The organism is Nostoc sp. ChiSLP03a (assembly GCF_034531215.2).
GTDB lineage: Bacteria > Cyanobacteriota > Cyanobacteriia > Cyanobacteriales > Nostocaceae > Nostoc.
Genome location: NZ_JAVRBQ020000027.1, coordinates 78,166 through 91,224, shown reverse-complemented (window position 1 = coordinate 91,224; position 13,059 = coordinate 78,166). Strand labels below are relative to the sequence as shown.

At 44.1% G+C, this 13,059-nt stretch carries 9 protein-coding genes; all 9 read left to right on the top strand.

All coding sequences use genetic code 11. The annotated features are described in order from the left end of the window. Positions 1-162: 162 nt before the first annotated feature. Positions 163-1,383, top strand: a complete 1,221-nt coding sequence (locus tag RMY32_RS03485; RefSeq protein ID WP_322712350.1) for a hydroxymethylglutaryl-CoA synthase family protein — start codon at positions 163-165, stop codon at positions 1,381-1,383. Continuing rightward, a complete protein-coding gene (locus tag RMY32_RS03480; RefSeq protein ID WP_322712348.1) occupies positions 1,374-2,174 on the top strand; it encodes an enoyl-CoA hydratase/isomerase family protein in 801 nt (266 codons plus the stop codon). Before RMY32_RS03485 ends, RMY32_RS03480 begins: the two co-directional genes overlap by 10 nt. Beyond that, positions 2,167-2,910 carry a polyketide synthase gene (locus RMY32_RS03475; protein WP_322712346.1) on the top strand — a complete coding sequence of 248 codons (744 nt, stop codon included), beginning with the start codon at positions 2,167-2,169 and terminating at the stop codon, positions 2,908-2,910. The genes RMY32_RS03480 and RMY32_RS03475 overlap by 8 nt, the downstream gene beginning before the upstream one ends. Before the next feature lie 39 nt (positions 2,911-2,949). Beyond that, positions 2,950-3,222: a phosphopantetheine-binding protein gene (locus tag RMY32_RS03470; RefSeq protein ID WP_322672812.1), complete on the top strand. Its 273-nt coding sequence runs from the start codon at positions 2,950-2,952 to the stop codon at positions 3,220-3,222. A gap of 329 nt (positions 3,223-3,551) precedes the next feature. Next, entirely contained in the window at positions 3,552-4,664 is a 1,113-nt protein-coding gene (locus RMY32_RS03465) for a radical SAM protein (protein WP_322712345.1), read from the top strand. A 226-nt stretch (positions 4,665-4,890) separates the two neighbouring features. After that, positions 4,891-5,994 carry a hypothetical protein gene (locus RMY32_RS03460; protein ID WP_322712344.1) on the top strand — a complete coding sequence of 368 codons (1,104 nt, stop codon included), beginning with the start codon at positions 4,891-4,893 and terminating at the stop codon, positions 5,992-5,994. After that, positions 5,991-8,225, top strand: a complete 2,235-nt coding sequence (locus tag RMY32_RS03455) for a type I polyketide synthase (protein ID WP_322712342.1) — start codon at positions 5,991-5,993, stop codon at positions 8,223-8,225. Before RMY32_RS03460 ends, RMY32_RS03455 begins: the two co-directional genes overlap by 4 nt. A gap of 62 nt (positions 8,226-8,287) precedes the next feature. Continuing rightward, positions 8,288-11,212 carry an AMP-binding protein gene (locus RMY32_RS03450; RefSeq protein ID WP_322712341.1) on the top strand — a complete coding sequence of 975 codons (2,925 nt, stop codon included), beginning with the start codon at positions 8,288-8,290 and terminating at the stop codon, positions 11,210-11,212. A gap of 284 nt (positions 11,213-11,496) precedes the next feature. Then, positions 11,497-12,915 (top strand): lipase family protein, encoded by a 1,419-nt coding sequence (locus tag RMY32_RS03445; protein WP_322712339.1) that lies wholly within the window; start codon positions 11,497-11,499, stop codon positions 12,913-12,915. The last annotated feature ends 144 nt before the right edge of the window (positions 12,916-13,059 follow it).

The window sequence follows — 13,059 nt, the reverse complement described above, 5'->3', positions numbered from 1 at the left end:
TTTTTTGGTTCATGCCCCGCCCCGCTTCAATTTTAGATTTTAGATTAAAAATTCCTCAATCCCAAATCCCAAATCCAAAATCCAAAATTGATTGACTCTCTTTGAAAAACTTCCAAATAAAAAATACCCCACTGTTCCCAGTCAGTAATTAGCCAACATTCTATGCCTATAGGAATCGAGAAACTCAATCTGTACTCAGGGCAGTTCTATCTAGATATTGCCGATCTTGCCGAAGCGCGTGGTAAAAACTTCCAGCACATTGCCGATAGTTTAATGTGCAAAACGCGATCGGTTTATCCGGTCTATGAAGATGCGATTACTCTGGCGGTGAATGCAGCCAAACAACTCTTATCACCTCAAGACTTCCAAGACATTGAACTACTAATTGTGGGTACCGAATCTGCGGTTGATTGTGGCAAATCCCTGTCTACCTGGGTACATCGGTTTTGTAATTTGTCTCCTAATTGCCGTAACTTCGAGGTGAAACATGCTTGTTACGGTGGCACTGCGGCATTCAAAATGGCCGCTTCCTGGGTAGCTTCAGGGGCGAGACCTGGGAAAAAGGCATTGGTAATTAACACGGACTTCAGCAGCGTGACACTCAATACCGACCAGGAGTTTATCTGCGGAGGTGGTGCAGTAGCGATGCTCGTTAGCGCCAATCCCCAAATTCTCGAAATTGAACTGGATAAGGCGGGTTACTGGACAAAGGAGATTTCTGACTATCTGCGCCCCACTTTTAACACCGAAGTGATCAAAAGTGAAACGAGTCTTTACTCTTATTTAGATGCTTTGGAGGGAGCATTCAGTCACTACGAGCAAATCGTGGGTTCTGTAGACTATGATGCCGATTTCCAAAAACATATTTATCATGCACCCTTTCCAGCAATGACGTTTCAGGCACATCGCACCATACTCAACCGATTTGAGGCGGTAGGCAAAGCGGCTGCTAAGTTAAGTTTTCAATCAAAAGTTGCAGAGAGTATACATTTTGCTCAACAAATTGGTAGTTCCTATGGAGGTTCCAATTTTATTTGTTTGTTAAGTCTTTTGAATTATGCCAAGGATCTTAATCCGGGCGATCGCATTTCTTTGTTTGCTTATGGTGGTGGCTGCCAAGCAGAATTCTACAGCGCCACCATTGGAAAGGCTGCAACTGAAATTGTCCGATCGCTCAACATTGACGAACACCTCAATCAGCGACTTCGTTTATCCGTTGCAGATTATGAAGCTAGTGAATTGACCCGTGAAAAATATAGCGATCGCCGGGACTTTAACTTAGAAAACTATTTAGATGAACGCTATGAAAAACGCTATCGAGGTCAAGGTTTACTTGTGTTAAGCAATGTTGAAAATTACTATAGGCAATATAAATGGAGTTAATAGTAGAGGCCGTCCGATATAAAATCGATTCAGGAGTTGCCCAGATTGCCTTGGTGCAGCCCCAAACAGGTAATACACTCAATCCATCTTTAATTGATCGACTTAGTCAAGCATTACAAGCTGCGATCGCTGATTCATCTTGTCGGGCGATTGTGCTTCGGGCTGAGGGAACTGACTTCTGCAAAGGACTTGATTTGGAATGGATATTACAGCAGGGAGGAAGACCTCAAATAGAAATGTTTCAAGCCTTTATAAATTGTCTGCAACTGATTTGCCATTCTCACTTACCCGTAATCGCCTGTGTTGAAGGTAATGTTACAGGTGGAGGACTAGGCTTAGTTGCGGCTTGCGATCTCGTCATTGCCAACGAGAACGTAATATTTATGTTGCCAGAAGTCATCATTGGCATGATTCCGGCTCTGATTGCACCCTTCTTACTGCGTCGTCTGACCATAGCACAGCTCAATTATTTAACCCTCAGCAGTCGGGGAATTGACAGCCTAGAAGCCAAGGCATTTGGGTTAGTGGATGAAGTTGCAACTGAAGGCATGGCTACCACCTTGAACCGACAATTACAACGACTATTTCGTTCTTCTCCCGAAGCGATCGCTGCCAGTAAACAATATTTTGAACAACTCTATGGGTCAGATTTACAGCGACAAATTAATATTGCCCTGAATCAACTTGTTTCATGGTTAGCACAACCGGAGGTCTTAGAAGGAATTCAAAGTTTCACCGAGGGATTCTCGCCACCTTGGTTTCAAAAGTACAGGGGAAAAACCCATGTCTAAAGTTTTGCTCGCTAATCTAGAAGACGGTATCTTCCAACTGCAAATCGATGACCCTGAAAACGAAAATCGTTTGAGCGAAGAACTATGCGATGAATTAATGACAACCCTGACCGATCTAGCGACAGAACCGAGCCTGAAAGTCTTGATTTTGAGTGGGCGATCGGATGTCTTCTGCGCGGGAGCAAGTTTGGACACCATCAAACAAGTTGTGAGTGGCAATGCAGATGTCAAAGATTTATCACTGCCCAACCAACTACTCAGCTTTCCCGTACCAATTATTGCAGCTTTGCAGGGTCATGCTGTGGGAGGTGGCATAGCGTTAGCACTCTACTGCGATCTGGCGATCGCATCCGAAAACAGTCGGTACGGAGTTAATTTTACAGATTTGGGATTTACCCCCGGAATGGGTATCTTGTCTGTCTTACCTGCAATGGTTGGACATCACTTTGCTAGCGAGATGCTCCTCAGTGCCAAGCTCTACAAAGGCAAAGAACTCAAGGGACGAGGTTTATTTAACTACATAGTTCCAGCTGAGGAAGTTATGACTTTAGCCTTGGATATGGCACGGAGAATTGCCGAAAAACCCAGACATGTTTTGGAGATGGTAAAAGACACTTTGTCATTACCCCGGCGTCAAGCTCTCCAAGCAGCATTGTCCCGCGAACACCTAATGCACAAAATCTGTTTTGGCGTTCCAGGGACATTAGCACACATCGAAGCGGCTTATTTAGCCTAAATTTTGTTTTTTGATTTTCAATATAGGAGACAAGACATCATGGATCGAGAGCAAGTATTAAATGTCGTAATCAAACATATCAAGCTCAACATAGATGGACTGGAAAATGTTGAAATAGATCCACATAAAACCATCGGAGAATATGGAGCCAGCAGTCTTGACGGCGTAGAAATTGTTTCTGCTTGTATGCGAGAACTTAAAATAAAAATTCCCAGAACAGAAGTTTCTAGCTTTAAGACAATCAATGACCTGGTGGAACTGTTCGCCAAGTTTAAAGACGAAGCTTCTCAAGAAGTTAAAGTTACGCAATAAAAATTCTCCAGTCAATATTGTTTTAAGGTACAAGAAGCGATAAATCGCTGTCTCTACAACAACGATCGATCCTTCGTATAGACGGCGATAAATCGCGTCTTTGTAATCTATAACTTTCATCAAAAAACCTTAACCAGTGAGTTCGACGAGTGCTATTTTGACTTCTCCCCCAGCCCCTCTCTTACCAGGAGAGGAAAGCAAAAACTTTTCTTTTCTCGTTACTCTTCCCTCTCCTAAAAGGCGAGAGCGGCTGGGAGAAAGAAGTCTGTCGAACTCACGTTAACCAAACGGTATTGCAGTCCCCGTTCTTTTTCCAAAAGCAGGTGAAAATGGTTACTCAAACTGTCGAGTCCGATGTCCAAGATTCATTAATGGAATACTTGGAAGATCCGTTTTTAAATCACCTTTTTAAACAAATCAGAAAAGCTGAACAAATTAGAGGGATATCAGTTGATTTAACTCATGCGTGCAATCTTCGGTGTCAGGGATGCTATTTCTTTTTAGATGAATTGGATCAGTTCAAAGCACCCAAAGATGAAGCCGAATTTGATACATTTATTGCTCACGAAAAGAGCAGAGGAACAAATTTTATTACAGTGGTTGGGGGAGAACCCAGCCTGATGCTAGAGCGATTGCAGAAGCTTTACCAAAATTTTCGGTTAATGGTTGTTACCAACGCCCTGATCAAAATCCCTTATGAGGGATTTGAAACAATGCCGATCGCGATCTCTCTTTGGGGCGATCGTGAAACTGACAAGACACTCCGAGGAGGTGGTAAACTTGATGTTTTCAGCAAAGCTTTAAAAAACTACAAAGACGATCCGCGTGCTATTTGGCATTACACTACTACACCAGGTAACGCCCATGAAATCGCTAGCGTTGTCGAGCAGTGCGTAGCCAACGGTAATCGCGTCTTGTTTAACTTTTACAGCGATCGCATTGACTTAGGAGGAGTTTACGATCATAATCTGGGATTTGCAGATGTGCGACGTGAAATCGATAAAGCGATCGCCCGCTACCCTGACAAAATTTTAATGACTTCGTACATGAGCAGCGTGTTTACCACACAGCAACTTTACGATGAAACTTGGGGTTATGAAGTTTGCACCAGTCTCACTGTAGATCATGAAATTAATCAAAACCGGATTAAAAATGGTAAACGTTATAACCCCCATTATCGCGCTTACAATCCCGATCTGAAATCAACTCGGCGTTGTTGCACAGGTGATAATCAAGATTGCTCAACCTGTTACCAAACTTGGGCACAGGTTGGTTGGATCATGATCAATCTAGAACGACACCTCGCCTCCAAACAAGAATTTACTAACTGGCTGACTACGACATACCTGTTTTACCTGATGTGTCGCATGGTTGACTTTGAATCCGGCGTGCAACTTTTACCTGAAATTCATCAACGAATCAAGAGTGCTGAGTTTTGTTAGCGTCAGCAGGGCGTTTAGCCCGTGCTGAGTTTTGTTAGCGGATAACTAAGGTTTAGCCTGTGCTGAGTAAAAAACTGCCCGAAAGAATCAAAGCTAATACCTGTGTACATCAATATTGAGTAATTTTCCTTACTCAAGACTCAGCACAGAGTAAAGTAAATTGCTAGTAATTCAGGATCTATTCGTTTCTATATTGCTCGGTTTTTCGCAAAGGAAATAAATTGCTATGGCTACTCAAGTAATAGAAACCGAGGTACAAGATCCTTTAATGGAGTATTTAGAAGACCCCTTTCTGTATAACCTGTTCGCACAGATTAGAAAAGCGGGCGCTATTAAAGGAATCTCTGTAGACTTAACTCATCTATGTAATCTGCGGTGTGAGGGTTGTTGTTTTTTCACCGATGACTTAGATCAAAATGCAGCACCCAAAGACGATACTGAGTTTGAGGCTTTAATTGCACAAGAAAAAGCTAGAGGCACTAACTACATTACGGCAGTTGGGGGTGAGCCTACCTTAATGCTGGAGCGATTGCGAAAGCTGGCGCAAAATTTTTGGATGATTGTTGTCACAAACGGGATGATCAAAATTCCTTATGAGGGATTTGAAAATACAGCTATTAGTGTTTCGCTTTGGGGAGATAGCGAAACCGATAAAAAGCTGCGGGGAAAAGGCAAGTTAGATGTTTTCAGCAAGGCTCTCAAAAATTACAAAGACGACCGTCGAGCCTTTTGGTACTACACAACGACCGCTGGTAACGCCCATGAAATTGAACGGGTTGTTGAAAAATGTGTCGAAAACGGTAATTGCGTAATGTTTAACTTTTACGGGGATAAGGCAGGGTTAGGAGGTGTTTATGATAATCAACAAGGGTTTGCAGATGTGCGTCATGAAATCGACCGGATGATTGCCCGCTATCCCGATCGCATCTTGATGACCTCGTACATGAATCAAGTATTTACTACAGGGCAAATGTACGATGAAACCTGGGGCTATGATGTCTGTCCTTGCATTAGTGAAAATCGCCCAGAGAATGCAGCCCGATTCCAAAATGGTAAACCCTATAATCTTCACTTTCGCGCTTACAATCCTGATGGCAAATCAACCAGGACATGCTGCACCAGCGAACATCCCGATTGCTCAACCTGTTACCAAACTTGGTCGCAGATGGGCTGGATTATGCTGAATATGGAGCGGCACTTAGGTTCTAAGCAAGAATTTACCAACTGGCTGACGACAATGTACGTGTTTTACTTGGGTGCTAGAGCGATTGATTTTGAATCTGGCGTTCAGCTTTTGCCTGAAATTCATCGGCGAGTGAGTGGGATATGAATCAAGAACCGATCGCGATCGTTGGTATTGGTTGTCGCTTTCCTGGAGGTGTCCAAAGCCCAGCTAGCTTCTGGAACCTATTGCAAAATGGCAGGGATGCAATTACCGAAATACCTGGCGATCGCTGGAACGTTAACAAATTTTATCATCCCGATCCGGTGGAACCAGGTAAAATGTATAGCCGCTGGGGTGGGTTTCTCGACCAGATAGACCAGTTCGATGCCAAATTCTTTGGGATTTCCGGTGCGGAAGCGGCTCGGATTGACCCCCAACAACGACTCTTGTTAGAAACAACGTGGGAGGCGCTAGAGGATGCAGGACAAGTGCTGGAACATCTAGCTGGCAGCGATACCGGGGTTTTTATTGGGGTACTTAACCGGGATTACAATTACATTCAATTGGGGGAGCGCGATCGCGATGCGATTAATGCCCATACCATAGTTAGCTCAAACCTCAACTTGGTACCAAATCGCATTTCTTACTGCTTTGACTTCACAGGCCCCAGTCTACCGATTGACGCTGGCTGTGCCTCATCATTAATCGCCGTTCACTTTGCTTGCTCTAGTCTCTGGAATGGGGAATGTAGCCTTGCCCTAGCAGGTGGGGTCAATGTCATCTTCAAACCAGAAGTCAGCATCGCCATGAGTAAGGCATTTTTACTGTCTGCGGATGGTCGTTGCAAAACTTTTGATGCCGCAGCAGATGGTTTTGTTCGGGCTGAAGGGGTGGGGGTTGTTGTTCTAAAGCCGCTATCTCATGCCCTCGCTGACGGCGATCCGATTTATGCAACGATCCGCAGCAGTGCTGTCAATCAAAACGGTCGCGGCAGCAGTTTTACAGCCCCCGAAGCTTTAGCACAACAAACAGTCATGCAAAAAGCCTATCAGCGGGCAGGAATTCTCCCTCAGCAGGTGCAGTATGTAGAAACTCAAGGCTCCAGTTCGCCGATGGGGGATGAGATTGAAGCCAAAGCGATCGGGGCTGTCATCGGCAGCGATCGCGCTTTGGGCAATGAATGCGCCATCGGATCTGTGAAAACAAATATTGGACACATGGAAGCGGCAGCCGGCATTGGCGGACTGATTAAAGCAGCGCTAGCAGTTAGCCATCGTCAGATTCCAGCCAATCTGCATTTTCAAACCCCCAATCCCAAAATTCCTTGGGAGGAACTACGGTTGCGCGTGGCACAATCTCTGGAACCATTAATAAATAAGGATAATCAACCACCAATCGTCAGTGTAAATGGTTTTGGTCTGGGGGGCATGAATGTTCATGTGATTCTGCAAGGTGTAGAATCCTTGCCAATTGATACTGCGATCGCTAACCAACCACAACTGTTTTTAATGTCAGCTCGTAGTCCAGAGGCTTTGAAAGCCTTTGCTAAAGCTTATATTGAGTTTTTTACTGCTCAGGATAACCCGACAATTTCCTTGGCAGACATTTGCTACACAACTAGTTTGCGCCGTAGCCATCACTCCCACCGTTTGGCAATGGTGGTTGATTCTAAGAAACAACTCGCCGAGCATTTAATCGCTTTTCTCGCACAAGAAAGCCGCCCCTATATGTTTTCCGGCTATGTAGAGCAACAGGGGGAGCAGAGGGGCAGGGGAGCAGAGGGGCAGGGGAGAAGTCCTCAATTCAAAATTCTAAATTTTGCTACTGAACGCGCTCAGATATTGAATTCCTTAGCAGAGCGCTATACCCTAGAAGATTCCATTGATTGGAATGCTCTTTATCCTCATGGTGGTTGTTTTGTCCGTTTGCCGTCCTATCCGTGGCAACGACAGCGTTACTGGCACGAATCAGAAGCCTCACGGCAAGATAGATTAGGAGAATCTAATACAGCCCAAGCCTCTAGTGTGGTTGACTCTAAGATTGCCGAACAGATTGATATTATAAAGCAATGGTCAGTAGCGGTAAATAGCCAACGCACCGATTTATTAAGCACTTACATTCAAGCACAAATTGTTCAAACCTTAGAGTGTGAGTCTGTTCAAGTTGATGTCCAAAAGCCACTTAATAGTATGGGCATCGATTCTCTGATGGCTGTGAGTCTGAGAAATCACATTGTCACCAATTTAAAGATTGAACTGCCAATCGAACAGTTTATTGCTAGTCCTAGCATTGCGGAATTAGCTCAAGCTTGCCACGAACAATTAATTTTGAAAAATTTGATACCAACTATTCAGATTGCTAATTTTGTTGAAGAAATGGAGGAGTTAACACTTTAGCCTCAGTTCGGTATTGAGACGAGTACAAGCAAAAGCAGATCGGGTTTTGGAGAGGGCTGAATATGGTATTCAATGAATTGTTAACATCTAGTTTGTCAGTCAAAAATTTAGTAGAACTGACGCGTTATCGCGCCGAACAACAGCCCGATCGCCTCGCCTACACCTTTTTGGTGGATGGAGAAAAGGAAGTAATTAGTCTCACATATCGAGAACTCGATCTATCGGCACGAGCGATCGCGGCGCAACTGCAAACTGTCAGTGCCAAGCACGAACGTGTCCTGCTTCTCTACCCGCCTGGTCTTGATTTCATTACCGCCTTCTTTGGCTGCTTATATGCTGGTACGATCGCCGTTCCTGCTTATCCACCTCGACAAAATCAGTCGATCTCTAGGCTGATGGCAATTATGGCAGATGCCCAGGCTAGTATTGCCCTGACTACAACCTCCCTGCTCACAACCATCGCTACTCAATTTAACCACCATCCAGACCTGACCACAAAACAGATTTTAACTACCGACACCATCACTAATCAGCAAGCAGAGTTATGGCGCGAACCCGTACTCGATCCAAACGCGATCGCATTTCTGCAATACACCTCTGGCTCAACCGGGACACCCAAGGGGGTTATGGTCAGTCATGGCAACTTACTGCACAATTTAGAACTGATTCATCAGTTTTTCCAAACCACTGGCAACGAATTAGGCGTATCCTGGCTGCCCCCTTATCATGATATGGGCTTAATCGGCGGCATCCTCCAACCCCTCTATGTCGGTTCCTCAATAATTTTGATGTCGCCTGTTGCGTTTTTGCAGAAGCCATACCGTTGGTTAGAAGCAATTTCTCGCTATCAAGCGACGATTAGCGGCGGGCCGAATTTCGCCTATGATTTGTGCGTGCAGAAGATTCAGCCAGAACAATTAGTGGATCTTGACTTGAGCAGTTGGAAAGTTGCTTTCAATGGTGCCGAACCAGTTCGTGCCCAGACCCTAGAGCGATTTGCTACCAAGTTTCAGCCTTACGGCTTTCGCCCTGAAGCTTTTTATCCTTGCTATGGGATGGCTGAAGCCACATTGTTGATTTCCGGGGGGGTAAAAGAGTGCTACCCAACAGTGTGTAATGTAGAAAGTGCTGCTCTCGAACAAAACCAAGTTGTGCTGTGTGCAGAGCAACAGCAGCATAGTATCAAGACTGTTGGGCAAGGTATGACAGGGTTAAGTCAAACAATTGCGATCGCCAATCCGCAATCTTTCCAGAGATGTCCAGATGGTACAGTCGGAGAAATTTGGGTTACAGGAGCGAGTATTGCTCAAGGATACTGGCAGAAACCCCAAGAAACGCAAGAAACATTCTATGCCTGTTTAGACGATACAGGCGGGGGTTCGTTTCTGCGAACGGGCGACCTGGGATTTCTGCATAATGGTGAATTATTTGTTACCGGGCGACTCAAGGATTTAATTGTGATTCGAGGTCGCAATTACTATCCTCAAGACATTGAACTGACGGTGCAGGAAAGTTATTCGGCTCTCCGACAAGGCTGTGGAGCAGTGTTTGCCATTGAGGTAGAAGGGGAAGAAAGAATCGTCGTTGCTCAAGAAATAGAGCGCACCTACTTAAGAAAGCTCAATGCAGATGAAGCGATCGCGGCAATTCGCCAAGCTGTGTCACAGGTTCATGAGTTATCAGTTTATGCAGTGTTGCTGCTCAAGACTGCCAGCATTCCCAAAACATCGAGTGGTAAGATTTCCCGTACTGCTTGCCGCAATGGATTTCAAACAGGTAGTTTAGACATGATTGCTGCTGACATCTTGCCCCAATGGGATGGCACAGGTAGCGAATATAAACTCACAGCAGCAGAACTGTTAGCGATCGCTCCCACACAAAGACAGCAGCACTTAGAGTCTTACATTCAAGCAAAACTAGCCAAAGGACTGAAAGTTGACTTGGCAAAACTCCATCCCCAACAACCCTTGCATCAGCTAGGCCTCGATTCCTTGACTGCGATCGAGATTAAACATCAAATCGAAGTCGATTTAGAAGTCAATGTTCCTGTGGTCAAGTTTCTAGAAGGTGTGACGATCGCCAATCTCGCTGCTCAAATTCTCAGACAATTGACTGGAGTAAATTCTCAGCAGCAAGGCGAAAAGCTACCCTTCTTCTGCATTCATCCGGTGATGGGTGTCGCTTCTGTTTATTCCGACCTGGCAGAGTTATTGGGTCAAGAACAACCTTTCTATGGGCTACAATCTGCGGGGATTACTGGCGAAGGCAAATCAAAAGATTGTATAGAAGACATTGCTGCTGAATATATCCACGGTATCCAACAGGTGCAGCCAGAAGGCCCCTATTGTTTAGGAGGTTGGTCTTTTGGGGCGCTGGTGGCATTTGAAATGGCCCAACAGCTACAGCAAGCAGGACAGACCATTGTCCTACTGGCACTGATTGATACTCCCGCCTTTTGCGACAATCGCACTCAGAATTTCTTCCAGATGGCTAAATTTCTACTGAATTCCGTGCTTCGCAATCTTGGTCCTTATCTGGATGAAACAGTAGACCATTTTCTGACTGCTGTCGAAGAACGACAACTCACCCAACAAATTGAAACTAAGACCTCGAAGCCATTGCATTTTTTAGTTGAGCCAGGAAGTATAGCTAAGGTTGTCGCCCACCAGTCCAGGCTGAGTAAGCTTTTCCAACCAGCTGCGCGACGGCTATTTCAAGTCATGCAAGCTAACAACTCAGCCCTCCTCAAATACAAGCCACAGCCTTATCCAGGTAAAGTTACTCTCTTTCGGACGAGCAAACAAACTGGAAAAAATCCCCAAGATGCAACCCTTGGCTGGGGCGATCTAGCGATCGGCGGAGTTGAGATTCATCAAATTCCGGGAAACCATCTGAATTTAGTTCTCCCACCCCATGTAGAGGTACTTGCCGAAAAGCTAAAAGCTTGTCTCGATCGCGCGCAGATTCAAAAGATGGAGGTGTTGTAGATTTTCCCTTTTCTAAGAGGCTTGTATTAGCTTGATAATACTATCAGGAGATTTATAAAAATAAATAATAACCAAAATGTTCGCTTTGATTACTGATAGTTATAAAACAGCACTAACTGATATTATCCTATCAAGTCTCCATCTATATTCAGAGGATAAAAAATCAAGCAAATAACTAGAACGGCTTCAAAAAACCAAACTATGTAAAGAAAAATAAAATAGGCTGAAATCCTTTTACCTTCTGCCCGATTCCACTAATCAATATTCACACCGACCTACTTCTTATGAGTATACCTTTAAAGCTTCGCAGTGGTTTTAGCTTTGATGAAGCAATTTTAATGGCTAAGTTCTCCAAACGAAGTTATGAAATATTTCAAGTCGGAGGAGGCTCTGTTGAGGATGCCGAAGTCCAAGATATTTATAACTCTCTGTATAAGAATGAGGGCTGGAAATTAGTTCATAGCTTGCATAATAATGAAACTAATATTCGAGGTTTCATTTTTAAACGAGAAGGAAGTAATCAATTTGCGGTGATTTTTCGAGGCTCGATTGTTACCGATCGCGGTCAAATTGAATTAACGGATATTTTGACCGATCTCAATTGGTCATTAATTAACTATGGTTCTCTACCAGATACGCGAGTCAAAGTTGCACGGGGATTTTTTGAAGGATTTGAAGCCGTCAAAGATGAACTTGCTGTTTTTTTCCAGGTTCTCTTAGGTCAAATTAATGCTCAAGATTTTGAGATATTTCAAACCTTGAATTCTGGCAAACAAATTGCTATTGCCCATGCCATTGCTGCGGCTGGAGGAATCCGATTCGGACTGGCCTTTGAGCGCCGATTAAAAAAACTAATTTCGGAAGTTTTCTCTTATGATGCGATCGGCAACCTGAATCGAGCCTGGAGTTTTGCCCGCGATGAACTATTGAACTTTGAAGATATCTCTAGAGAAATGAGTCAGTTATCGAATAGTCGCAGGGCTGGCACTAGCTTAAATTATATATCTAAGATACCTAAAAATACCAGCCGCCTTGAGGTTTTCGTGGGCGGTCATAGTTTGGGCGGTGGTTTAGCTCAACTCGGCGCTCTGTTCTTAAAACGCCGTTTTAGTTCTTTAGGAGAGTCAGCTTTACGAGTCAAAGTATACACCTTTGGATCTGTGAAAGTTGGCAATCGGCATTTTGCCAATTACTACAACGAACAATTAGGAGAAGGATTTAGTTACCGCGTCGAAAATCAACTGGATCTGTTTACTCGAGTACCTTTTAGCCTTCCTTTCCCTTTAAGTATGGTTGCTGGCAATGGCTTGAGATTGGGGGAACTTTACTTAGGTAATTACGAACATGTGGGAGAAGTTCATCACGTAATCGGACTGGGAAATCACGGTGTCTCTCTGAATTTTGGGGGAGCGGCAGAATTTATGGGAGGTGTTCCTTTCCCTCACAGCTTCGATACCTACATTCAATTGCTAGAAGAAGATAAAAAACGGTGGCATCAGTTGTGGCAACCGATTAGAGGAATTCTCAGCATCTTTTTACAAGAAATGCTCCAAGAACAAGAAGCTGGAATTGTGATGACCACCGAAGAACAAATACGGGGAGTTCAAGAACAGACATCTGAAGAAATTCGGAATCTCAAGCAATCTCTAGACGAACTTAAAAGCGAAATTCAGCGATCGGGGCTGAACTTGAAGAACGAATAAGAACTGGTAACTTTCACTACTTATGATCGAGACAATTTTAGATGCAAGGATGCAAGGATTAAACTCAAAATCTGAAATCTAAAAAAGGTTTCAAGCCTCTCCATTTATGGAGAATATTTCAAAAAATCATCATTGAAGCCTCTT

Bases quoted from the DNA above. Each gene is read 5' to 3' on its own strand.
- RMY32_RS03485 (WP_322712350.1), top strand. From the start codon at position 163: ATGCCTATAGGAATCGAGAAACTCAATCTGTACTCAGGGCAGTTCTAT.
- RMY32_RS03480 (WP_322712348.1), top strand. From the start codon at position 1,374: ATGGAGTTAATAGTAGAGGCCGTCCGATATAAAATCGATTCAGGAGTT.
- RMY32_RS03475 (WP_322712346.1), top strand. From the start codon at position 2,167: ATGTCTAAAGTTTTGCTCGCTAATCTAGAAGACGGTATCTTCCAACTG.
- RMY32_RS03470 (WP_322672812.1), top strand. From the start codon at position 2,950: ATGGATCGAGAGCAAGTATTAAATGTCGTAATCAAACATATCAAGCTC.
- RMY32_RS03465 (WP_322712345.1), top strand. From the start codon at position 3,552: ATGGTTACTCAAACTGTCGAGTCCGATGTCCAAGATTCATTAATGGAA.
- RMY32_RS03460 (WP_322712344.1), top strand. From the start codon at position 4,891: ATGGCTACTCAAGTAATAGAAACCGAGGTACAAGATCCTTTAATGGAG.
- RMY32_RS03455 (WP_322712342.1), top strand. From the start codon at position 5,991: ATGAATCAAGAACCGATCGCGATCGTTGGTATTGGTTGTCGCTTTCCT.
- RMY32_RS03450 (WP_322712341.1), top strand. From the start codon at position 8,288: ATGGTATTCAATGAATTGTTAACATCTAGTTTGTCAGTCAAAAATTTA.
- RMY32_RS03445 (WP_322712339.1), top strand. From the start codon at position 11,497: ATGAGTATACCTTTAAAGCTTCGCAGTGGTTTTAGCTTTGATGAAGCA.